The organism is Kordia jejudonensis, assembly GCF_001005315.1.
GTDB lineage: Bacteria > Bacteroidota > Bacteroidia > Flavobacteriales > Flavobacteriaceae > Kordia > Kordia jejudonensis.
This window is the reverse complement of record NZ_LBMG01000041.1, coordinates 40,431-63,649: the sequence shown is the minus strand read 5'-3', so window position 1 is coordinate 63,649 and position 23,219 is coordinate 40,431. Positions and strand designations below refer to the sequence as shown.

The window sequence follows — 23,219 nt, the reverse complement described above, 5'->3', positions numbered from 1 at the left end:
GAACACCAAAGGAGTTTATCAATCATTTTACATTAAAACGATAGGTTTCTGTTGAAGTGAGAAAATAGAGAAAAGAATAAAGAATAAAGAAAAGAGAGAAAAGAGAAATCATAAAAAAACCGAAGTCATTTTGTCTTCGGTTTTTTATATCACAGTAAATTTTGAATATGATTTTTTCTTTAAACACTATTATGTTTTAGTTGTTTCAAGATTCCAATATGTAATGATTTAAGATTTATTAGATGTAGATGAAATTAAAGAATACGGTTTTGTTTTTTCTAATAATACGTAGTAAAAAAGTATGTAGATAAAAAAAGAGCCTCATAATTTTAATGAGACTCTTCTATCATATTCAATTGATATGTATGTTTTATAATTTAAAGGAAAGCGATAAAGCTATATTTGAATTTATGTTATTGATTGTAGCAGTATCGACTAAACCAACCTGAAAAAGTTGTGTGTTGTTCGTTTGTTCGCTTCTATCGTAGGCGATATCTACGGACATACTTCCAAAATTATATCCTAATCCTAAAGAATATCCTTCTAAATCTCCAACTGTTGTTCCATTTTCGTATGGACTTTCTTGAAATCTATATCCACCTCGTAAGCTAAACTTTTTTATTCTATATTCTCCACCAAGTCTATAAGTAGCGGCAGCTTGCAATTCATTAGCGATATTACCATTTGCCACAAAGAAATCATTGTCAGGGCGTAACTTTGCATTCGCAAAATCTTTTACGGCATAATCAAAACTAATTAATCCTTTTTTGCCAAATACGTATGCTAAACTTCCTGTAAATACTGCAGGAGTAGTTATTTGGTGTTCTCTATATGCGTTTACTACATTAGGAAAAATATCTCTTCTTAAAATATCATTAGTACTATTAGGATCTCTAAAATCGGTGCTTAATCCTTGAATCAATTCGTCATTTAAATTATACCAAGTAGGAGATTGGTATGATGCTCCTACGCGAAGATTTTTTAACTTATAAATAGCTCCAAATTGGAATGAAATACCAGAACCAAATGTATATAATTCATTTGAAAATTCAGCATATTGTAATCCTGAGTCTGTATCTACAGGTGTTTCAATTAAAACTCTACGTTCTCTGTAATCAACATCATGAGAGTTAACGCTAAATCCAAAATACCAATTGTTTTGAAATTGTGCTCCAATATTAAAAGTGTATTTTCTGTTAAAACCTGAAGTTTGTACGATATAGTCATGATTCGCTCCAGCATCATAATTTGCATTAGGACTGTAGGCCGTATTTGTATCATTTGGATCATCAGGATTAATAACAAATCCTTCATATCCTAAAAATGCTTGTTGTGCTGCAAATCCAAAATCTTCTCCCAAAATTAAATACGTTTCCGTGTCTGTCTCACCAGGTAATTGAGCAATATTTCCCAACAATTGACCATCTGCATAAAAATTAAAGTAATCACCTATTCCGCTTGATGTATTTTGTCCAGTTGCAAAATAATTATTATAATAATTATCATTATTTTGAACATTAATCCCCAAAGTGATTTTATTCCAATTGGAATCTCTTATATCATTGATAACAAAAACAATTCCAGCTTGATTCAAATCGAATTCTGATTCTTCTCTATTAGAAAGTGTTCCAAAATAAGAAGTTTGGTTATCATTATTATAATTACTTAAGGTAATTGCGGTTTCACTATTTGAGAAAACAGCAGATCCAGCAGGATTTATAGTAAATGCAGAGAAATCTCCACCTAGAGCTCCGAAAGCTCCACTCATAGCTCTAAAACGAGCTGTTCCGTTTATATTTTCAGTTGAAAAGCGAACGACATCATTTATATTTTGGGCGTTACCTATTTGCATAGATAATACACCTATGAATAGCATGAATACTTTTTTCATAATTTGTTTTTTGATTCTATATTTTTAAAAAGATACTATAATTTGAAGTCTTGGATTTAACCTCTTCCTCCACGACCGCCGCCAGATCTTCCACCACCGGATCTTCCACCACCTGATGATCTAAATGATGAACTTCTCGATGAACTATTGCTTCTAAAATTACTATTTCTTGTGCTTCTAGTTGAACGAGTATTCGATCGTGTACGTGTATTGTTTCGAGTAACTCTAGTGTTGTTGCGTGTTCTTGTATTTTGAGTAGATCTTATCGTTCGTGTGTTTGAGCGAGTTGCACGAGCGTTATTTCTTCTTGATGAGCGAGAAGCATTATATCTTCTGCTATAGTTGTTATTTCCTCTTCTTGAATATGCTGAGTTTCCGTTTCTACCAACTAAATTCCCATTTCTATAATAATTCCCTCTTCTTCCTCTGTTGAATGCATAATATCCTCCATTTCCAAAGCGGTTATTAAAAAATGGACGTCCGTAAAATCCGCCATACCCAAAATATGGATTAAATAACCCAGGTCCCCAGAAAGGATCCCAGAATGGATCCCAAAAAGCTCCACCGAAACCAAATCCCCAGTTATTTCCAAAACCATTAAAGCCCCATCTATTGAAGCCCCAGCCCCAACGATTAAAGCCCCATCCTCCTCCAAAACCAATTGGATTTGAATATACATTAATGATTACATCATCAGTTTCATCTCCCCAAGGAGAATATCCTTCAGAGTAACCAACAGCTTCCGTATCTGTTTGTGCATCTAAATTTTCTTGACTAGAGTAGGAGTCTATATCCGTAAATACTTCTCCGTAACGATCATCCGCTTCTAAAGACTTCTGTTCAAAATAATTTTGATATGCATTATTATTGTTATTATTCGTATTTGCAACTTCTGTAGTTTGTCTGCGTTGCTGCTCAGAACCGTAAATTCCGTCATCATCATACGAGGCTTGTTGATAAGTTCCGCACGATGTTAAGGTCAAAAATGAGATGGCTAAAATATGTATAGCTCTTATGTTGTTTTGTAAATAGTAAATAACTCGCATATTCCTAAAATTAATTGTTGAACAATACAAAAATAGTTAGTTTTGTCGAAACTATTTTTTATTTAACATAATCACAATATTTGTGCCAAACTACTAAGAATGAGCAAGAAATTAACAAAGCGAAGTGACGATTACTCAAAATGGTATAATGAACTGGTCGTAAAGGCTGATTTAGCTGAGAATTCAGCAGTAAGAGGTTGTATGGTAATTAAGCCATATGGCTATGCAATTTGGGAAAAAATGCAAGCTCAACTTGATAAAATGTTTAAAGAAACAGGACATGAAAATGCATATTTTCCATTATTTGTGCCAAAAAGCCTTTTTGAAGCGGAAGAAAAAAACGCAGAAGGCTTTGCAAAAGAGTGTGCAGTAGTGACACATTATCGATTAAAAACAAATCCAGATGAAGAAGGAAAGCTGATGGTTGATCCTGAAGCAAAACTTCAAGAAGAGCTTATTGTTAGACCTACAAGTGAAGCCATTATTTGGAATACTTATAAAAATTGGATTCAATCCTATAGAGATTTACCTATTTTAATTAATCAGTGGGCAAATGTTGTGCGTTGGGAAATGCGAACACGTTTATTTTTAAGAACTGCTGAATTTTTATGGCAAGAAGGACATACTGCGCATGCAACTAAAGCCGAAGCAGTAGCCGAGTCAGCACAAATGCAAAGAGTATATGCTGAGTTTGCTGAAGATTTTATGGCAATGCCAGTCGTAAAAGGAGTAAAGACGGAAAGTGAACGTTTTGCAGGCGCACTAGAAACGTATACTATAGAAGCTTTAATGCAAGATGGAAAAGCGTTACAGGCAGGAACATCACACTTTTTAGGACAAAACTTCGCAGAGGCCTTTGATGTAAAATATGTAACGAAAGAAGGAAAACAAGAATTAGTCTGGGCAACTTCTTGGGGAGTTTCTACGCGATTAATGGGCGGTTTGATCATGACACATAGTGATGATGCAGGATTGGTATTACCTCCAAAATTAGCGCCAATACAAGTTGTATTTGTTCCTATATATAAAAACGAAGAACAATTTGAAGCTATTGCCGAAAAAGTAAATGAAATAGGGGATGCGTTAAAAGCAAAAGGAGTTTCAATTAAGTTTGATAAGCGAGACACGCTACGTCCAGGAGCCAAATTTGCTGAATGGGAATTAAAAGGTGTGCCATTACGAGTTGCTTTAGGAGCAAGAGATTTAGAAAATGGAACACTGGAAATTGCCAGAAGAGATACATTTGAAAAACAATCGGTAGCACAAAAAGATGCTGTTGAGACAGTTTTAAGTCTTTTAGAAACAATTCAAGAAGAATTATTTAACAAAGCTAAAAACTATCAAACAGCTCATACAACTAGCGTAGATACCTTCGAAGAATTTAAGCAAGTCATTGATACTAAGGGAGGTTTCGTATCTGCGCATTGGGATGGAACTGCTGAAACGGAAAACAAGATTAAAGAGCTTACAAAAGCAACAATTAGATGTATTCCATTAGAAGCTTTGGAAGAAGAAGGAAAATGTGTATATTCGGGTCAGAATTCAACGAAAAGAGTTTTATTTGCCAAGGCATATTAAAAAAAAGAAAAAAACTTTTAAAAATACTTGGAGCATATAAAAATAGTTGTATTTTTGCATCCGCTAACAGAAATAATGGCCCGTTCGTCTAGGGGTTAGGACGCCAGGTTTTCATCCTGGTAACAGGGGTTCGAATCCCCTACGGGCTACAAATTTTTTCTGTCAGTTTATTTGCAAATATTAATTATTAAATTAAATTTGCATCCTCATTGAAAAATGATGGCCCGTTCGTCTAGGGGTTAGGACGCCAGGTTTTCATCCTGGTAACAGGGGTTCGAATCCCCTACGGGCTACTAAACATTTAGTTTAAAAAAGATTAATTAAAAAGAGAGATGGCAAATCACAAGTCAGCATTAAAAAGAATTAGAAGCAACGAGTCTAAGCGTTTAAGAAACAAGTATCAGCACAAAACAACTCGTAATGCAATTAAGAAATTGAGAAGCGTTACAGATAAGAAAGAAGCTGAAACTTTATTTTCTTCAGTAGCTTCTATGATTGATAAATTAGCAAAGCGTAACATTATCCATGATAATAAAGCAGCTAACTTAAAATCGAAACTTGCTAAGCACGTAGGCGCATTATAAGAGTATTATAACGTTTACTTAGATATACAATGACTCCAACTTAGTTGGAGTTTTTTTTATGCGTACACTTTACCTAAAAAACCTAGAATACAAAAAAAGCTACTTACACAATTGTAAGTAGCTTTTTTATATTGAACTCGTTTAAACTTTTCGGATTTAGACGAAAATTAGCAGTTCTAAGTTCTGTTGAAAGATTTTTTTGTCTCATAGCAGCGCTACGGAACGAAAAAATTCATTATCATTTTTCCTAAATGCTACGCATTCATAGAGAGTAAAAACTCTTCGTTGTTTCTAGTTTGTTTTATACGTTGGTTAATGAATTCCATTGCTTCAACAGGATTCATATCTGCCAAGTATTTACGCATTACCCACATACGCTGAATGGTGTTTTCATTGAGTAATAAATCATCTCTACGTGTACTTGAAGAAGTAAGGTCAATAGCAGGGAAAATTCTTCGGTTAGAAATCTTACGATCCAATTGAAGTTCCATGTTACCAGTTCCTTTGAATTCTTCAAAGATTACTTCATCCATCTTAGAACCAGTTTCCGTCAATGCTGTTGCAATGATAGATAATGATCCGCCGCCTTCAATATTTCTAGCGGCTCCAAAGAATCGTTTTGGCTTGTGTAATGCATTTGCATCCACACCACCACTCAATATTTTACCAGAAGCAGGTTGCACTGTATTGTAGGCTCTAGCAAGTCGTGTAATAGAATCTAATAAGATTACTACATCATGCCCACATTCTACCAAGCGTTTTGCTTTTTCCAATACAATATTAGCCACTTTTACGTGATCTGTTGCTTCTTTATCAAATGTAGAGGCAATTACTTCTCCTTTTACATTACGTTGCATGTCTGTAACTTCTTCAGGACGTTCGTCAATCAGTAGAATAATTTGATATACTTCAGGATGATTTGCCGCAATTGCATTTGCAACATCTTTCAATAACATGGTTTTACCCGTTTTTGGTTGCGATACAATCATTCCTCTTTGTCCTTTCCCGATAGGAGAAAACAAATCAATAATACGTGTCGATATAGTACTTTGACGTTCTGCTAAATTGAATTTTTCATCTGGAAATAATGGTGTCAAATGCTCAAATGCAACTCTATCTCGTACAACTTGCGGATCCAAACCGTTAATTTTACTCACTTTAATTAAAGGGAAATATTTTTCTCCTTCTTTTGGAGGTCGTACAATTCCTAAAACCGTATCTCCTGTCTTCAATCCGAACAAACGAATTTGCGATTGTGATACATAAATATCATCAGGAGACGATAAATAGTTGTAATCAGATGATCTTAGAAAACCATAACCATCTTGCATGATGTCTAACACACCTTCACTTTCTATAATACCATCAAACTCAAAATCAGGCTCGCGGTAACGGTTGCGCTGATCTTTGTTTCCATTATTTTTGTTAGAATGATCTTTCTTGTTGTGTTTGTTAGAATGATCTTTTTTATTGTTGTGCTTTTGATTGTTGTTGTTCTGTTGCTTATTATTAGTATCTGAAGAATCGTTTCCAGCTTTTTTGTTATCATCCTTTTTAGAATGTGGCGCTGTATTTTTTTGACTCTTATCAGCTTGCTTACGAACAGGTTTGTTTTGTTTTGGTGCTTGCGGTGCACTTGGCTTTTCAGCAGCTTTAGTTTCAGTTTTAGCTTCAACTTTAACTTCAGGTTTGCTTTGTTGTGGCGCTGCTTGTGTAGTTGGTTTTTTCTCAGTACGTTGATTTGGCTCTCTTTTGATTCGCTTTCGCTGTTTTGGAGTTGAATCTTCCGTAGGTTTTGATTCAGATTTTGTAATTGGCGCTACCGATTCAGGATTGCTAGCTTGAAGATCTAATATTTTATAAATTAAATCTAATTTCTTTAAAGTTCTGTATTTTGGAACGGATAAAGTCTTGGCAATTTCCTGCAATTCTGGAAGCTTTTTGCTCTTTAATTCTGAAATTTCTAACATTTATATGGCTGTAATGAATTATAGTTTGAAAAATTGAGTGATAAAATACTCGTATGAAGTGTGTAAATCTATTAGTAGCAATAGATTATGATATGTCTATGCAATAATACAAATTTATTTTAATAAACAAAATAGTATTTTATGAAAAGAACTATTATTTTTGTGATCCAATTTTAAGATATGATCCAAAGAATACAAACTGTTTACATGTTATTAGTTGCTGCAATTAGTGGTGGACTGACATTTATATTCAGTTTATATACACTAGCAGATGGAACAATCGTTTTTGCAAAAGATGACCTTTTGTTATTAGGTTTGTTCATGGCTTCAGCGGTACTTGCCCTGATCACTATCTTTATGTTTAAAAATAGAAAATTACAATTTGTGTTGAATCGTTTCAACAACATATTTAACCTTATTTTATTAGGAGTATTTGTATATCGAATGCTAAATTTATCTGGAGAGATGGAAATCTCAGAGAAAGGTATTGGGATCATTCTACCTATTATTTCTATCGTTTTATTAGTGCTCGCAAACCGAGCAATAAAAAAGGATGAAGATCTTGTAAAATCTGTAGATCGATTACGATAAACCTAACATCTTAGTAATATTAGTGCGTAAGAAACTCCAAAGTGAAAACTTTGGAGTTTTTTTATGAACAGCTAATTTTTAAACAGTTTTAACTACTTCACTGATATTTCTTCTAGATTTTGGATTTTTACTTGGTTGATTTCCATCATCTTCATGACGATATCCTATAGCAACCGCAGCCAATGTTTTGTAATTTTTAATTCCTAAAATTTTATCATAATTGTCAGGTTCAATACCTTCCATCGGCGTAGCATCAATACCCATTTCGGCGCAAGCACTTAATAAAATACCTAAGGACAAATACACTTGTTTGTCAAACCATGCTTTAATTTCTGCATCAGGCTTCGGTTTTATAAATTCCTTGTAATAATCTACCGCACCTTTTGGAAGTGTTGCTTCAATTTGTTGCTCAAAAAGTGAAGTATCGTCAATTCTGCTAAAAACAATTACAGTGTCACTATCCACTACTTTTTCAGTATTAAGCCATGAAACTTTTGAAAGTTTTTCTTTGACTTCACTATCGGAAACAAATGTAAATTTCCATGGTTGACTGTTTATAGAAGAAGGACTTAGCCGTAAAATTTCTTTTAATTCCTCTATTTTTTCAACAGCAATCTTTTTTGAATCATTATACTTTTTTGTAGTATAGCGTTGTTGCATTGATGTAATAAAACTCATTGGATTCTATTTTTTAAAATTTTATACTATATTTTTTATAGTAGCAAAAATAAGTATAGTTTGTTACCTTTGCAATAACGGTCAAAAATGATAGTGCATATTTATGAAAGATAATACATCTAAAATATTGATTTTTAATGACAAAGAATATCCATGTTGCACAAGTTTAACAATGGGAGTCATCGGCGGAAAGTGGAAAACTGTAATTTTATATCACTTGCAAACTACACAATTGCGATATAGTGAACTAAGAAAGGTAATGCCAACAGTTACCGAACGCACACTAAGTTTGCAGCTGAAATCACTAGAAGAAGATGGATTAATTACACGCACCGTATATACTACAAAACCACCTTTAAAAGTAGTATATTCATTAACAGATTTCGGAAAAACGTTGATTCCAGTAGTGAAAGCTATAGCAGATTGGGGCGATCAAGTTGCAAAAGATGTTGTAAAAAAATAAATCCTCTAATATCGATTGGCAAGTTCAATGATTTCCAAATCTTTAATTTTATCCTGATCAATCACAAAGCGCAACATGGTCCGTACTTTATGAAAACCATGTTTTCCGCATGCGCCAGGATTCATGTGTAACAAATCCAATTTTTTATCAAACATCACTTTTAAAATATGTGAATGTCCACAAATAAACAATTTTGGAGGATTTTGCTGAATTTCTTCACGTACACGCACATTATATTTATGTGGATAGCCGCCAATATGTGTTATCCAAACATCCACACCTTCGCACATAAACCGATTGTGTTCTGGAAATTCCATTCGTGCTTTATCATCATCAATATTTCCATACACACCGCGCAATGGTTTTAATTTTTGAATGGTGTCCGTCACAGACAAATCGCCAATATCGCCAGCATGCCATACTTCATCAGCATACTGTACATGTTTCAAAATCTGATCGTCTATGTGACTATGCGTATCTGATAACAATAAAATTTTCTTCATAAAATATTTTGGACATCTTGTTAAACATACTGAGAAATCCACCTTTAAAAACATTGAATCAAGCATTGGTTTCTATAAATCTCGATTATCGAGTTAAACTTTGCTAAATAATTGTGAATTCAAGTAAAATAGTGAATTAAAACTTATCTTTGTGAGTCTGAAACAAAAGTAGCAAATATTACCTTGAGATACTTCATAGAACTTTCTTATAATGGCGAAAATTATCATGGTTGGCAAAATCAACCAAACGCTATTTCTGTACAAGAAGTTCTCGAAAAAGCATTGTCAACACTATTGCGAAAAGAAATTTCAATTGTAGGCGCAGGCAGAACAGATGCTGGTGTACATGCAAAGCAAATGTTTGCACATTTTGATGTAGGAACTGCAATAAATACAACGGAATTGATATTTAAACTCAATTCATTTTTACCAAAAGATATTGCTATTCAAGATATTCATAGTGTAAAAGAAGATGCACATGCACGATTTGACGCAACTGCACGGACGTATGAATATTGGATTGTTACAGAGAAAAATCCGTTTCACAATCAATCAGCACATTTAGTTTACAAAAACTTAGATGTTAATTTGATGAATAAAGCAGCGAACGAATTGTTCAATTATGAAGATTTTAAATGTTTTTCAAAAACGCACACGGATGTAAAAACGTATCTATGTACGATTGAAAAAGCAGTTTGGGAACAACGAAATGAATTGTTTGTATTTACCATCAAAGCAGATCGTTTCTTGCGAAATATGGTGCGTGCCATCGTAGGAACACTCATAGAAGTCGGATTGGGCAAACTAACTATTGACGAATTTAAACAAATTATAGCATCGAGAAATCGAAATAATGCAGGAACTTCTGTACCTGGAAAAGCATTATATTTAACCGCGGTAACATACCCAGCAGAAATATTTATAACACATGGCTAAAGTAACAGGAAAAGTATTCGACGTAGGTCTTTTTAAAAGATTAATGGTCTATACAAATCCCTACAAAATCACGTTGTATTTTGTGGCGTTGGCTGCAATTTTACTAGCTGCTTTTGCGGTTACACGACCAATTTTACTAAAAATTACAGTAAACGAATATATTCTGACCAAAGACGAATACGGATTGTTAATGCTCATATTGGCAATGTTAGGCGTTTTGGTATTTGAAGTTGTATTTCAGTTTCTATTTGTTTTCTATGCAAATTGGCTTGGACAAACCATCATAAAAGATATTCGTCAGAAACTCTTCAATCATATGCTCAATTTTAAAATGGCATATTATGATAAATCTTCGGTTGGACGTTTGGTAACTAGAGCCGTGAGCGATATTGAAACCATTGCAAGTATCTTCAGTCAAGGACTTTTTGTCATCATTGCCGATTTGCTCAAAATGTTAGTTGTAATGGGCGTAATGTTGTGGATGAGTTGGAAACTATCACTCATCGTTTTCGCCATACTTCCATTCATCATTTACGCAACACGTGTATTTCAAAAAGCAATGAAATCAGCATTTGAAGAAGTACGTACACAAATATCAAATCTAAACTCGTTTGTACAAGAACGTGTGACAGGAATGAAGATTGTACAACTATTTTCAAGAGAAAAAACAGAATACAACAACTTTAAAGAAATAAACGAAAAGCACAAAAAAGGTTGGTTACGAACGGTTTGGTATAACTCTATATTCTTTCCAATTCCAGAATTGGCGAACTCTATTGCTATTGGTTTGGTTGTTTGGTATGGCGGATTAATGGCTGTAGAGCAAAACTCCTTAGTATTATTAGGAGATGTCATGGCGTTCATTATGATGATCGGAATGCTTTTTAGACCCTTACGACAAATTGCAGACAAATTCAATACTTTACAAATGGGAATGGTCGCGGCTGGTCGTGTATTTGATATTTTAGACACAGAAAGCACTATTAACGATGAAGGAAAAATGACTTCAATTGATATCAAAGGCGATATCAGTTTCAAAGATGTACGTTTTTCATATGTCAAAGGAGAAGAAGTATTGCACGGAATTTCATTTGATGTGCAACAAGGACAAACCGTAGCAATTGTTGGGGCAACAGGCGCGGGAAAATCGACCATTATCAATCTGTTAAATCGTTTTTACGAAATAGATTCAGGAACCATTTACATAGATGAAACGGATATAAATAATGTCAAATTAGAGGCATTACGCACAAAAATAGCTGTCGTATTGCAAGATGTTTTTCTATTTGCAGATACAATTTTAAACAACATTACCTTAGAAAATCCTGAAATCAGTCGTGAAACAGTTGAAAAAGCTGCCAAACAAATTGGTGTACACGATTTCATTATGAGTTTGCCAAATAACTACGATTATAACGTAAAAGAACGTGGCGGAATGCTTTCTTCAGGACAACGACAATTGATTTCATTTCTGCGTGCGTACGTAACCAATCCTAGGATTTTAATTTTGGATGAAGCAACTTCTTCGGTAGATTCGTATTCGGAGCAACTCATTCAAAACGCAACGGATACCATTACACAAGGAAGAACTTCCATTGTAATTGCGCACCGATTGGCAACCATTAAAAAAGCAGATACAATTATTGTAATGGACGCTGGAAACATTGTAGAACAAGGTTCGCATGACGAGTTATTGCAACTCGAAAACGGCTATTACAAAAATTTATACGAAGTACAATTTATTCAGCAAGAAACGGCTTAGTTACTTGCCTTTTAATTCTTGTTGTTGTTTTACCATTTCTATAAAACTTCCGTCTAATACCATGGAAACGATCATGATGAGTCCAAAAAATAAGGAAATTACAATGTAGAATACCAAGCCAACTACAGTAAAGAGCATTGTTTTCAAAAAGATTTTCTTAAAGCTCAATTCAAACAATCGTTTCAATACGTATGCTACATAAAGTATGCTGATTGGAATAGATAAAATAGTTAAATAGCTCAAAAAAGGATCGTAAATAACAATCGTTATCAAATACAAAATATTCAAAAATGCCAACGTATGTGAGTAGGCATACAAATAAATAATGGCATGTTCGGTGTAGTTATATTTCTTATAATTATAAAATACAATTTTCGAAATCAATGCAAGTATCGGAATCAATAAAAAATACATCAATGATTGGTAATCAAAAATGGTAGCCATCAAATTCGAAAACATTTCTTTCTGCACTTCTGTCTGTTGCGATGCGTTCATATAATCCATCGCTCCTGTATAAACTTCAGGAAAAAACTTTAAAAAGATAAACGTAAAAAAACCTGTAATGGTAAGTGAAATTGCAAAATAATTGAAAACGTTCAAATACTTTTTTCGCGTTCCATTGATATAACTATCAATCACAACTTCGGGTTTGGTAAACAAATGACGAACAGTTTTAAAAAACGTATTGTCATAATTTAGAAACCGTTGTGAAAATTCGTTCCACAAACTTTTCAATGTCAATCGATTGTGAATCACTTTCGCGCCACAATTTGAACAAAATTTATTTTCAACTTTAAGTTGGAGTGTACAGTTTTTACAATTCATAAGCTTGGTTTTAGCCTAAGTTGGTTATGAGGGAAATCAGGTTTATATACTCTTTTAGTTGTGCAATGTGTAAAATGTTACCCTTGGCGGGAATTAACTCAGATCATTTTGAACCATTTCTGCTAGTATTGTAATATCTTCGTACAATACAAATTCGCCATTTCTAATATATGAAATTTGTCCAGTTTCTTCTGAAACGACTAATACTAGCGCATCTGTTTTCTCGGTAATTCCAACGGCGGCTCTATGTCGTAATCCAAAACGTTGTGGAATAATAGTTTCTTTTGAAATAGGCAAAATAACACGCGTGGCAGTCACACGATTTCCTTGAATAATAACAGCGCCATCATGCAACGGACTATTTTTAAAAAAGATACTTTCTAAGGTAGGAATATTAACGTCCATGCCCATTTTGTCACCAGAATCTTTTACAAAATCTAACGAATTACTGCGTTCAATCACAATAATAGCTCCTGTTTTAGTGCTAGCCATTCTAGCGCAAGCTGTCACAATTGCTTCCACATCGGTTTCAGTATTGATATCTTGTTTCAAAAACTTAAAATGCTTGATAAAACTTCGTTTTGTGGCAAAATTTGTAGAACCAATCATTAACAAAAACTTTCGTATTTCTTGTTGAAAAACAATAAACAGTGCAATAATTCCAACATTAATAAATCCGCCAAAAATATTACTCAATACTTTCATTTCAAGCGCTTCCGTTACTTTCCAAATGATGAAAATAATAACGATTCCGATAAAAATATTAATAGCCGCAGTTCCTTTCACAAGCTTGTATACATAATACAAAAGCACTGCTACCAAGATGATTTCAATGAAATCTAACCAGCCAAAATTTAAAAAGCTTAAAAAATCCAAAATGAGTTGGGTAAACGATTCGAGTAAAAATAGCAAATATTATAGAATGTAAAGCGAAAACCTGCTTTTTTTCAAGATTGTAATGAAACTACAGATTTGTAAGGCTAAACCTTACCAATTTCCATGCTCAATTTAGTACATTAAAAGTTATTAATCATAAAATAACAAGTTATGTTACACAAAATTTTAAGCCTAAAAGGCGCAGAAGAAATCAGTAAATCACAACAGCACAAAATTAATGGCGGTCGTGCCAAATGTTTTAACGGTGGTGTTTGTACAGATTGTGGACATCATTGTGCTGAAGTACAATGTTGTTACTGTTTCGATTTCTAACACGTAAAAAAGTTGTCTGAATATATCATTTCAGGCAACTTTTGTTTTTTTACTAGCAACGAACAACGAATTTTGAAATTATACATGTAAAATGCTAAATGTTAAATTAAGAAAAATACTTTTCAGACCCAAGACCCAAGACCCAAGACCGAATATCGAATAACGAATAACGAACAACGAACAACGAAGTTAAAATGTTGAATGCTACATGTTGAATTTTAAATTAGAAAGTAGTTCTTTCTACCAGCAACAAGCAACAAGCAACAAGCAACGAACAACGAACAACGAAGTTAAAATGTTGAATGTTACATGTTAAATTTTAAATTGAAAAGAATACTTTTAAAAAGCAACAAGCAACCAACCAACAAAGCCACTAACAACCAAGCATTCCAACCAACCGCACACATTCCATTGCTTCTTTAACATCATGAACGCGTAAAATAGAAGCGCCATTTTGTAAGGCAATCGTGTGCAACACGGAAGTTCCGTTTAAGGCTTCTTGTGGCGAATTTTCCAATACTTTATAAATCATCGATTTTCTGGAAACGCCAGCCAATACTGGAAAATCAAGTAACTGAAATACTTCAAGCTGTTTCAGGATTTCATAATTATGTGCCACCGTTTTTCCAAAACCAAATCCAGGATCAATAATAATATCGTTTATTTTATGTGACTTCGCTTCCGCAATTTTACCCGAAAAATAATGAAGTAACTCTTTTACAATATTTTCATAACTCGGATTGTTTTGCATCGTTTTCGGCGTTCCTTGCATGTGCATCATAATATAGGGAACACGAAGCATACCAACAGTTTCCATCATGTGCGCATCTAAATTTCCCGCAGAAATATCATTAATCAATGCCGCGCCAGCTTCAATAGCTTCTTTGGCAACAGCACTTCTAAAAGTATCGATAGAAATAATAGTTTCAGGAAAATGTTTCAACACGGTTGTAACTATCGGAAGCAAACGTTGTTTCTCTTCGGTTTCGGAAACATGCGGTGCATTTGGGCGCGAACTATACGCACCAATATCAATAAAAGTAGCTCCATCTGTCAACATTTTTTCTACCTGAGTTAACATAGAAACTTCATCTTTGTACTTTCCTCCATCAAAAAAAGAATCAGGCGTTACATTCAAAATCCCCATCACTTTTGGCGTTTCTAAGCTTACCAAACGACCTTTACAATTGATACTTTTCATACATATATACCTTTAAAACAAACTTATGTCCGTTTCTTTTTCTAAATTGGTAATTTTGGGCGAAATTTACATAAAATCTCACAGTTAATAGACAAAAACGGAACAACACATGAAAAACCTTGTAGCACTTTCAAGAATCTTCGTCGGTGGATTATTTATATTTTCAGGATTTATAAAACTGAATGATCCGGTTGGATTCTCTTTTAAGCTGACAGATTATTTCGCTGAAGATGTATTGAATATGGAATTCTTAACGCCATATGCTTTAGGAATTGCGTTGTTTGTCGTAATCCTTGAAGTTATTCTTGGTGTGATGATTCTTATCGGATATTTCAAAAAACCAGTTTTGGCAATGTTATTAGGTTTGATCGTTTTCTTTACCTTTCTTACCTTTTATTCCGCATACTATAACAAAGTAACCGATTGCGGCTGTTTTGGTGATTTTTGGAAGTTAACACCTTGGGAAAGTTTTAAAAAGGATTTACTATTACTCTTCTTTATTATTGTACTTATCGCTGGTCAGAAATACATAAAACCGTTATTTTCAAACAAAACAAACTTAGTAATCACGGTGGTCAGTTTATTGGCTTGTATTCTTTTTGGAAGACACGTGCTCAATCATTTACCAACATTTGATTTTCGTCCATACAAAATTTCTGCAAACATTATGGAAGGAATGTCCGTTCCTCCTGATGCGCAAAAACCAGTATTTCAGTACAAATGGATTTTTGATGTCAATGGCGAGCAACGAGAAATTGTGACCACTTCAGCAAACTATCCAGAAGTAGAAGGCGGAACGTATGTAAGTGTAACTAGCGAAGTTTTGATACCAGGTTATGAACCACCAATTCATGATTTTAGTATTGAAAGTTTAGAAGATGGTGATATGACGGAAGCAATGATGGCAGAAGAAAAACTTGTCATAATTGTCATATATAGCTTAGACAAAACGGAAGAAGCAGGATTACTAAAAGTAAAAGCAATTACAGACAGAGCAATCCAAGCAGGTTACAAAGTCATCGGACTATCATCTTCTGATCCTAACGATTTGCAAGATTTGGCTTCGCTAATGCAATATAATTTTGAATTTTACTTAACGGATGAAACGGCATTAAAAACCATCATTCGTTCCAATCCAGGTGTGTTAAAACTAGAAAAAGGAACGATTATCGACAAAGCGCATTACAACGATTTTGAAAACGTAACATTTTAGAAAACGACTTTTTGGGAACATACATTTTACATAAAATCGGATATGCATTTCTAACACTCTTTGGAGTCGTGACGGTCATTTTTTTCCTATTTAATATATTGCCTGGCGATCCAGCAAAAATGATGCTTGGGCAAAATCAAACAGCAGCACAAGTGGCAATTGTAAAGAAAAAATATGGTTTTGATAAGCCAATATTGACGCAATATGCATATTATATCAACGATTTGTTGCCAATATCATTTCATTCCACAAAAGAAAACGATTATACCTATTTAGCAACTGGAAAATACAGCGCAGCAAAGTTATTTACCATCGGAAACACCACAACAGTTGTTAAACTTCCGTACTTGCGTGAATCGTTTCAAAAATCAGGAAAAAGTGTATCACAAGTTATTCGAGAAACTTTACCTAATACCATTGTGCTGGCAATTGCTGCGATTAGTATTGCCATGTTGCTCGGAATTATTTTTGGCATCATTTCGGCATTATACAAAGACACGTTTATAGACAAAACCATTCAAATCATAAGTACATTAGGAATGAGTGTTCCTTCGTTTTTTAGTGCGATATTATTTGCATGGATTTTTGGATTTCTATTGCATGAATTCACAAACCTAAACATGACAGGAAGTTTGTACGAAGTTGACGATTTTGGCGAATCCGTCAGCATTCGCTGGAAAAATCTTATCTTACCAGCCATTGTACTTGGAATTCGTCCGTTAGCTGTTGTTATTCAACTCATGCGAAACTCGTTATTGGAAGTATTCAATCAAGATTACATCCGAACCGCAAGAGCTAAAGGATTGAGTGAATTTCAAATCATCAAAAAACATGCTGTCAAAAATGCATTAAATCCTGTAATTACAGCAATTTCAGGTTGGTTTGCTTCGATGTTGGCAGGTGCTGTTTTCGTAGAATACATATTTGGTTGGAATGGACTCGGTAAAGAAATCGTTGATGCACTAAACAGTCAAGATTTGCCCATAATTATGGGTTCTGTGCTAATTATTGCAGCTATGTTCATCATAATTAATATTCTAGTTGACGTTATTTATGGCTGGCTTGATCCTAAAATTCGATTGCAGTAAAATATACATTTATGAAAGTAAAAGCGCTATATTTCGTCTACATATGTGTATTTTTCATAATATATTCATGTAAAGATGAATCGTCAAAAGCTGAAAAACACACAAAAGAAATAGCAAAACCATTATTGCCAAAAAATACTTCTGTAGATGTAATTATTGACAAAAGCGATTACACACTATCCATATTTACAGCAGATACATTGGTAAAACAATACAATGTTGTTTTTGGAGGAAATCCCGTTGACGATAAACACAAAGAAGGCGACAAACGTACGCCAGAAGGTGTGTTTGGAATGCGAGACAAATATCCGCATAAAAGTTGGTCAAAATTTATTTGGATCGATTATCCGAATGCAGATTCTTGGCGGAAATTCAATCAACGAAAAGCTGATGGAATCATCAAAGAAGGCGAAACCATTGGTGGCGAAGTTGGAATTCACGGCGTACCTGACGGAATGGATCATTTAATTGACGACAAACGCAATTGGACATTAGGTTGTATTTCTATGAAAAATAGTGATGTAAACGAACTATTTCCTTACATCACAAAACAAACAAAAATTACAATTCAAAAATAATGAAAAACTTCATATACATATGTATAATAGGATTTCTATTGACTAGTTGTCAAAAAGAAATTCTCACAGCATTTCCACCAAAAGCTTTGCAAGAAAACATGCGAACAGTAAACGGAAAGGACATAACTTTTGAAGAAATATTAGCCAAATACAAAGGCAAAACAGTATTTGTAGACATTTGGGCATCTTGGTGTGGCGACTGTTTGCAAGGAATTCCAGGTGTAAAAGAAATTCAAAAAAATAATCCTGAGTTAACATACCTATTTTTATCTTTGGACCGAAAAGAAACAAGCTGGAAAGCAGGAATCAATAAGTACAACTTAAAAGGAGAACATTACTTTGTGCCAACAGGGTTCAAAGGTGCTTTTGGAAAAGCCATTGGACTCGATTGGATTCCAAGATACATGATTATCAATCCAGATGGAAGTATCAAGCTTTTTGAAGCCGTAAAAACAAACGATGAAGCATTGCAAATCGCAATCAAACCATAAATAATAATACAATGAGACGTAAAATAGTTGCAGGAAACTGGAAAATGAACAATGATCTTTCGCAAACGGAAGCATTACTAAATGATTTAATAGCGCAAGTGCCACAAACAGATGCGCGTGTAATGATTGCACCAACATTTGTAAACCTTTTTCAAGCGTTTAATGTGTTAAAAGGACACAACATTGAAGTGGTAGCACAAAATATGCATCAAGCTGAAAAAGGAGCCTACACAGGAGAAGTTTCGGCACAAATGCTTAAAAGCGTTGGTGTAAATACGGTAATTCTCGGACATAGCGAGCGTAGAGCTTATTTTGGAGAAATTGACGAATTACTAGCTGCCAAAGTTGATACAGCGTTAGCAAATGACATGGAAGTTGTATTCTGTTTTGGAGAAGAGTTAGAAGACAGAAAAGCAGAAAATCACTTTGCTATTGTAGAAGCACAATTAAAAAATGCGCTATTTCATTTACAGAAAGAAGATTGGAAAAATATCATTTTAGCATATGAACCTGTTTGGGCAATTGGAACTGGCGAAACTGCTTCTCCAGCGCAAGCGCAAGAAATGCACGCATTCATTAGAAAAATAGTTTCAGAAGCTTTTGGAAGCGAAGTAGGAAATAATGTTTCTATCCTTTATGGAGGAAGTGTAAAACCTGCAAATGCTGCCGAAATATTTTCTAAGGAAGATGTCGATGGCGGATTAATTGGTGGAGCCGCGCTAAAAGCAGCAGATTTTGTAGCCATTATAAACGCAATCTAAACTAAATGTCAACAACATATATAGGATATACCTTCAAAGTAGCGCCTGTACAACCTGCTGTAGAAATTTTGATAGCAGAATTAGGTTTTGCAGGGTTTGAAAGTTTTGTGGAAAATGAAGATGGTGTCAATGCATACATTCAAAAAGAAGAATGGAATGAAGCTATCTTAGAAAACATTCAAATTCTAAAAAATGAAGACTTTACCATTAGCTATGAGCATGAGGAAATTGCACAAGTAAACTGGAATAAAGAATGGGAAAAGAATTTTGAAGCCATTGAAGTTGACGGAAGATGTGTAGTTCGTGCACCATTTCATGAAAAACGTGCGGTGGAATATGATATTGTCATCGAACCTAAAATGAGTTTTGGAACGGGACATCATGAAACCACACATATGATGTTGCAACATATTCTAAAAACAGACGTCAAAGATAAAAAAGTACTAGACATGGGTTGCGGAACTGGTGTTTTGGCAATCTTAGCTGAAATGCGCGGAGCAAAGCCTTTGGATGCCATTGACATAGATAATTGGTGCTACCTAAACACATTGGAAAATGTAGAACGCAACAATTGCAAACATATTTCTACCTATGAAGGCGATGTTTCTTTATTGAAAGATAAAAAATATGACATTGTTATTGCAAACATTAACAGAAACATATTATTAAGCGATATTCATCAATATGCAGCATGTCTAAATACGGATGGAATTTTATTTCTAAGCGGATTTTACACAGAAGATATTCCCATCATCACAGAAGAATGTGCTAAAAACAAGTTAAAATTGATGGATACGCTGGAAAAAAACAATTGGGTAGCTTTAAAATTTGTAATTTTGCAGTAAAATATTGAATATGAGTACACAAGAAGAAATTAAAGAAGAAGTATTAACATTAGAAGATGTGCAAAAAAACAATGAAATTGTATTGTACAACGACGATGTAAATACATTTGATCATGTGATTCAGACTTTAATATATGCCTGTGATCATACTGCCGAACAAGCGGAACAATGTTCCATAATTGTGCATTACAAAGGAAAATGTACAGTGAAAACTGGAGAATATGAAGATTTAAAACCAAGATGTAGTAAACTACTTCAAGCTGGTCTTTCAGCAGAAATTATTTAGTAACATAAAGATTTTTAGTACATTAAGAAAAAATAAGCGCCTTTTATGAGGCGCTTATTTTTTTGATAAATATTTAACAAAACGTACATAAAGTGTTAATTTTTTAATTATTCTCAGTTTTTTTAACATTTCATTAGCAATTTATTAATCTTATTATTACTTTTGGAATGTGTTAAAAATCGCTCCAAACTTTTAGTAACATAAACCAAAAACTTTAAAAATGAAAAATTTTAAAAACTTAACCTTAGTATTCGCCCTAGCTTTAGGATTAATGGTTGTATCATGTAGTAAAGATACTGCCGTAGTAGATGAGGAGCAAGACACAGCAATCGGAATTTCGCAAGATGTTCTTGAAAAAGCAAGATCTCTTCACTTCAATACAGATGACATGCAGTTGACTACTTTTGAAAAGCCAAACGGTAAAATCGAAGAGGCTTATTTGATGGAAGGTGACATCATTATGACGCATGATCAATTAATGAATATGCAGCTTGGTGGAGACATCACAACCAAGCAATACCGAACAAATAACTTAGTATCTCCTGGAACAATCAATATTCTTGGATACACTGGTGGTAGCAATGCATTAACTAGTAAAATGAGAACAGCTTTACAATGGGCTGTAAATAACTATAACAGATTAAACTTAGATATCAACTTTAACTTAACGTTCGGAACTAACTTCCAAGCGGCTGATATGGTTGTATATTTAGTACCTAACGGACAATCAGGAGGACAAGCAGGTTTCCCTTCAGGAGGAAATCCATTTAAATTTGTACAAATCTTTTCAGGATTAGATAGCTTTAGTACAAACGTAAATGAACATGTAATTACACACGAAATTGGTCACTCAGTTGGATTCCGTCACACAGATTACTTCAGCAGACAAAGTTGTGGACAAAACACAAATGAAGGAAGCGCTGGTGTTGGTGCAATTCACATTCCAGGAACTCCAACAGGATATGATTCTACATCAATCATGTTAGCATGTTTCAACTCAGGTGTAAATGGTGAATTCAATAACAATGACATCACTGCTTTAAATTTCTTATACTAATATATAAGGAAACAATAACATAGTAAATCAAACTCACGAGTGATTTTTAACATACACAAGGCGCCTAACCAGCGCCTTTTTGCTATTTATATATTTTCTAAAATGTTACGAAAGTGTAGACGGACACACAAATTCAGTCAAAGGCAAATCGGTCTTTTTAATAGCGCCAAATCCGCCAGCAACATCAATAACCTTGTGAAATCCACGTGCTTTTAAAATTGAAGCAGCAATTACAGAACGGTAACCACCAGCACAGTGAATGTGATATTCTGTATCTGGATCAATTTCGTGCATGTTTTCATTAATATAGTCTAATGCAAAATGCTGCACATCTTCAATATGTTTTGCTTTATATTCTCCGTCTTTACGTACATCCAACACATTGATATCGTTTTTAAAACGTGTTGCAAATTCTTCCGCAGAAATAGAGGCAATGCTATCAGTTTCTCTTCCTGAAGCGTTCCAAGCATTTATTCCGCCTTCTAAATAACCAAGTGTATTATCGTATCCAACACGAGATAAACGAGTGATTGCTTCCGCAGATTTTCCTTCTGGAACAACTAATAATATTGGTTGTTGCAAATCTGTAATTAGGGCGCCAACCCAAGGCGCAAATCCACCATGTAAACCAATAAAAACACTATTTGGAATATGTGCTTCCAAGAAATCTTTTTGATGACGTACATCTAACACCAATGCATGTTCTTCATTAGCAATTGCTTCAAAAGCTTCTGGTGTGAGTGGAATATTTCCTTTTTTTAATACATTTTCAAAAGAAGTATAACCAGATTTGTTCATCATGGCATTTTTTGAAAAATACTGTGGTGGAGGCGCAATACCATCCAAAACTTCTTTTACAAACTCTTCTTTTGTCATATCAGCGCGCAACGCATAATTGGTTTTCTTTTGTTCGCCAAGAATTCCAACAGTTTCTTTGCTTAGGTTTTTTCCACAAGCCGAACCAGCTCCGTGTGCAGGATATACAATAACATCGTCTGGCAATGTCATTATTTTAGTACGAAGCGAATCGTACAACATTCCTGCCAAATCTTCTTTTGTTAAGTCGCTTTTAATGGCTAAATCAGGTCGTCCCACATCGCCTAAAAACAAGGTATCTCCTGAAAATATAGCATGTTCCTTACCGTTTTCATCCAATAGTAAATACGTAGTAGATTCTAACGTATGTCCTGGTGTGTGCAATACTTTTATTTTAATATCGCCAATAGTAAATACTTCTTCATCTTTGGCATTGTAGATGTCATAGCTTGTAGTTGCGTTTGGACCAAAAACGATGGTGGCGCCAGTTGCTTTCGCTAAATCAATATGACCCGAAACAAAATCTGCATGAAAATGTGTTTCAAAAACATAAGTAATTTTGGCATTGTTAGCCTTTGCTTTTTCAATATATGCTTTGGTTTCTCGAAGTGGATCAATAATAGCAACTTCTCCCTTAGATTCTATATAATAAGCACCTTGTGCAAGGCAACTCGTATAAATTTGTTCAATCTTCATAATGCTGAATTTACAGTACAAATATAACAAAGATTGCTAGTATACATACTGTGCTTGCATTGTATTTATTTGTTAAAAATAAAAGTGATTTATTGCGAATTTCATAATAATGAAGAGGTTTCTGGGGAAAACTTATTTTATGAGATTTATA

24 protein-coding genes and 2 tRNA genes are annotated in these 23,219 nt (G+C 34.1%); 17 read left to right on the top strand and 9 right to left on the bottom strand.

Annotated elements, in window-relative coordinates:
- Nucleotides 1-370: 370 nt before the first annotated feature.
- Both AA089_RS17625 and AA089_RS23845 read right to left on the bottom strand, forming a co-directional pair.
- A complete protein-coding gene (locus AA089_RS17625; protein WP_046758308.1) occupies nt 371-1,891 on the bottom strand; it encodes an OmpP1/FadL family transporter in 1,521 nt (506 codons plus the stop codon).
- Between the two features lie 56 nt (nt 1,892-1,947).
- A complete protein-coding gene (locus AA089_RS23845; protein WP_053002532.1) occupies nt 1,948-2,937 on the bottom strand; it encodes a hypothetical protein in 990 nt (329 codons plus the stop codon).
- A 99-nt stretch (nt 2,938-3,036) separates the two neighbouring features.
- Between AA089_RS23845 and proS the strand changes: the two genes are divergently transcribed.
- The 4 genes from proS to rpsT all read left to right on the top strand — a co-directional run bounded on the left by proS (nt 3,037) and on the right by rpsT (nt 5,099).
- Complete coding sequence (proS, locus tag AA089_RS17615; RefSeq protein WP_046758307.1) at nt 3,037-4,515, top strand: proline--tRNA ligase; 1,479 nt, start codon at nt 3,037-3,039, stop codon at nt 4,513-4,515.
- A 77-nt stretch (nt 4,516-4,592) separates the two neighbouring features.
- Nucleotides 4,593-4,664: transfer RNA gene (locus AA089_RS17610), tRNA-Glu, on the top strand.
- A gap of 72 nt (nt 4,665-4,736) precedes the next feature.
- Nucleotides 4,737-4,808: transfer RNA gene (locus tag AA089_RS17605), tRNA-Glu, on the top strand.
- Nucleotides 4,809-4,847: 39 nt separating this feature from the next.
- A complete protein-coding gene (rpsT, locus tag AA089_RS17600; protein ID WP_046758306.1) occupies nt 4,848-5,099 on the top strand; it encodes a 30S ribosomal protein S20 in 252 nt (83 codons plus the stop codon).
- Between the two features lie 254 nt (nt 5,100-5,353).
- Here the strand turns inward: rpsT and rho are convergent, their stop codons facing one another.
- Nucleotides 5,354-7,069, bottom strand: a complete 1,716-nt coding sequence (gene rho, locus AA089_RS17595; RefSeq protein ID WP_046758305.1) for a transcription termination factor Rho — start codon at nt 7,067-7,069, stop codon at nt 5,354-5,356.
- 180 nt (nt 7,070-7,249) lie between these two features.
- Between rho and AA089_RS17590 the strand changes: the two genes are divergently transcribed.
- On the top strand, nt 7,250-7,660 hold the full coding sequence (locus AA089_RS17590) for a DUF4293 domain-containing protein (protein ID WP_046758304.1): 411 nt from the start codon (nt 7,250-7,252) through the stop codon (nt 7,658-7,660).
- Between the two features lie 78 nt (nt 7,661-7,738).
- On the opposite strand, the gene AA089_RS17585 is transcribed toward AA089_RS17590, so the two are convergent.
- Nucleotides 7,739-8,338 (bottom strand): nitroreductase family protein, encoded by a 600-nt coding sequence (locus AA089_RS17585; RefSeq protein WP_046758303.1) that lies wholly within the window; start codon nt 8,336-8,338, stop codon nt 7,739-7,741.
- 103 nt (nt 8,339-8,441) lie between these two features.
- Here AA089_RS17585 and AA089_RS17580 point away from each other — a divergent pair, with 103 nt between their 5' ends.
- The gene (locus AA089_RS17580) at nt 8,442-8,801 is read left to right on the top strand and encodes a winged helix-turn-helix transcriptional regulator (protein WP_046758302.1); all 360 of its coding nucleotides are present in this window, start codon (nt 8,442-8,444) and stop codon (nt 8,799-8,801) included.
- A gap of 5 nt (nt 8,802-8,806) precedes the next feature.
- Here the strand turns inward: AA089_RS17580 and AA089_RS17575 are convergent, their stop codons facing one another.
- A complete protein-coding gene (locus AA089_RS17575; RefSeq protein WP_046758301.1) occupies nt 8,807-9,304 on the bottom strand; it encodes a metallophosphoesterase family protein in 498 nt (165 codons plus the stop codon).
- 183 nt (nt 9,305-9,487) lie between these two features.
- Here AA089_RS17575 and truA point away from each other — a divergent pair, with 183 nt between their 5' ends.
- Together truA and AA089_RS17565 are read left to right on the top strand one after the other, a co-directional pair.
- Nucleotides 9,488-10,240 (top strand): tRNA pseudouridine(38-40) synthase TruA, encoded by a 753-nt coding sequence (truA, locus tag AA089_RS17570; protein WP_046758300.1) that lies wholly within the window; start codon nt 9,488-9,490, stop codon nt 10,238-10,240.
- On the top strand, nt 10,233-12,002 hold the full coding sequence (locus AA089_RS17565) for an ABC transporter ATP-binding protein (RefSeq protein WP_046758299.1): 1,770 nt from the start codon (nt 10,233-10,235) through the stop codon (nt 12,000-12,002). The genes truA and AA089_RS17565 overlap by 8 nt, the downstream gene beginning before the upstream one ends.
- On the opposite strand, the gene AA089_RS17560 is transcribed toward AA089_RS17565, so the two are convergent.
- Nucleotides 12,003-12,827 carry a DUF3667 domain-containing protein gene (locus AA089_RS17560; protein ID WP_046758298.1) on the bottom strand — a complete coding sequence of 275 codons (825 nt, stop codon included), beginning with the start codon at nt 12,825-12,827 and terminating at the stop codon, nt 12,003-12,005.
- Between the two features lie 93 nt (nt 12,828-12,920).
- Nucleotides 12,921-13,703, bottom strand: a complete 783-nt coding sequence (gene cdaA, locus AA089_RS17555) for a diadenylate cyclase CdaA (protein WP_046758309.1) — start codon at nt 13,701-13,703, stop codon at nt 12,921-12,923.
- Between the two features lie 171 nt (nt 13,704-13,874).
- Between cdaA and AA089_RS24935 the strand changes: the two genes are divergently transcribed.
- Complete coding sequence (locus AA089_RS24935) at nt 13,875-14,036, top strand: hypothetical protein (protein ID WP_156169090.1); 162 nt, start codon at nt 13,875-13,877, stop codon at nt 14,034-14,036.
- Nucleotides 14,037-14,409: 373 nt separating this feature from the next.
- Here the strand turns inward: AA089_RS24935 and folP are convergent, their stop codons facing one another.
- Nucleotides 14,410-15,237 (bottom strand): dihydropteroate synthase, encoded by an 828-nt coding sequence (gene folP, locus AA089_RS17550; RefSeq protein WP_046758297.1) that lies wholly within the window; start codon nt 15,235-15,237, stop codon nt 14,410-14,412.
- Nucleotides 15,238-15,346: 109 nt separating this feature from the next.
- Between folP and AA089_RS17545 the strand changes: the two genes are divergently transcribed.
- From AA089_RS17545 to AA089_RS17510, 8 genes are all read left to right on the top strand, one after another.
- Nucleotides 15,347-16,450 (top strand): BT_3928 family protein, encoded by a 1,104-nt coding sequence (locus AA089_RS17545; protein ID WP_046758296.1) that lies wholly within the window; start codon nt 15,347-15,349, stop codon nt 16,448-16,450.
- Nucleotides 16,451-16,461: 11 nt separating this feature from the next.
- Nucleotides 16,462-17,538, top strand: a complete 1,077-nt coding sequence (locus tag AA089_RS17540) for an ABC transporter permease (RefSeq protein WP_046758295.1) — start codon at nt 16,462-16,464, stop codon at nt 17,536-17,538.
- An 11-nt stretch (nt 17,539-17,549) separates the two neighbouring features.
- Nucleotides 17,550-18,116 carry a L,D-transpeptidase family protein gene (locus AA089_RS17535; protein WP_046758294.1) on the top strand — a complete coding sequence of 189 codons (567 nt, stop codon included), beginning with the start codon at nt 17,550-17,552 and terminating at the stop codon, nt 18,114-18,116.
- Nucleotides 18,116-18,607 (top strand): TlpA family protein disulfide reductase, encoded by a 492-nt coding sequence (locus tag AA089_RS17530; RefSeq protein ID WP_046758293.1) that lies wholly within the window; start codon nt 18,116-18,118, stop codon nt 18,605-18,607. The genes AA089_RS17535 and AA089_RS17530 overlap by 1 nt, the downstream gene beginning before the upstream one ends.
- Nucleotides 18,608-18,618: 11 nt before the next feature.
- Nucleotides 18,619-19,368 (top strand): triose-phosphate isomerase, encoded by a 750-nt coding sequence (gene tpiA, locus AA089_RS17525; RefSeq protein WP_046758292.1) that lies wholly within the window; start codon nt 18,619-18,621, stop codon nt 19,366-19,368.
- A 5-nt stretch (nt 19,369-19,373) separates the two neighbouring features.
- The gene (gene prmA / locus AA089_RS17520) at nt 19,374-20,213 is read left to right on the top strand and encodes a 50S ribosomal protein L11 methyltransferase (RefSeq protein ID WP_046758291.1); all 840 of its coding nucleotides are present in this window, start codon (nt 19,374-19,376) and stop codon (nt 20,211-20,213) included.
- Between the two features lie 10 nt (nt 20,214-20,223).
- Complete coding sequence (locus AA089_RS17515; protein WP_046758290.1) at nt 20,224-20,499, top strand: ATP-dependent Clp protease adaptor ClpS; 276 nt, start codon at nt 20,224-20,226, stop codon at nt 20,497-20,499.
- 220 nt (nt 20,500-20,719) lie between these two features.
- Nucleotides 20,720-21,556 carry a zinc-dependent metalloprotease gene (locus AA089_RS17510; protein WP_046758289.1) on the top strand — a complete coding sequence of 279 codons (837 nt, stop codon included), beginning with the start codon at nt 20,720-20,722 and terminating at the stop codon, nt 21,554-21,556.
- 105 nt (nt 21,557-21,661) lie between these two features.
- On the opposite strand, the gene AA089_RS17505 is transcribed toward AA089_RS17510, so the two are convergent.
- Nucleotides 21,662-23,068 (bottom strand): MBL fold metallo-hydrolase, encoded by a 1,407-nt coding sequence (locus tag AA089_RS17505; protein WP_046758288.1) that lies wholly within the window; start codon nt 23,066-23,068, stop codon nt 21,662-21,664.
- Nucleotides 23,069-23,219 lie beyond the last annotated feature (151 nt).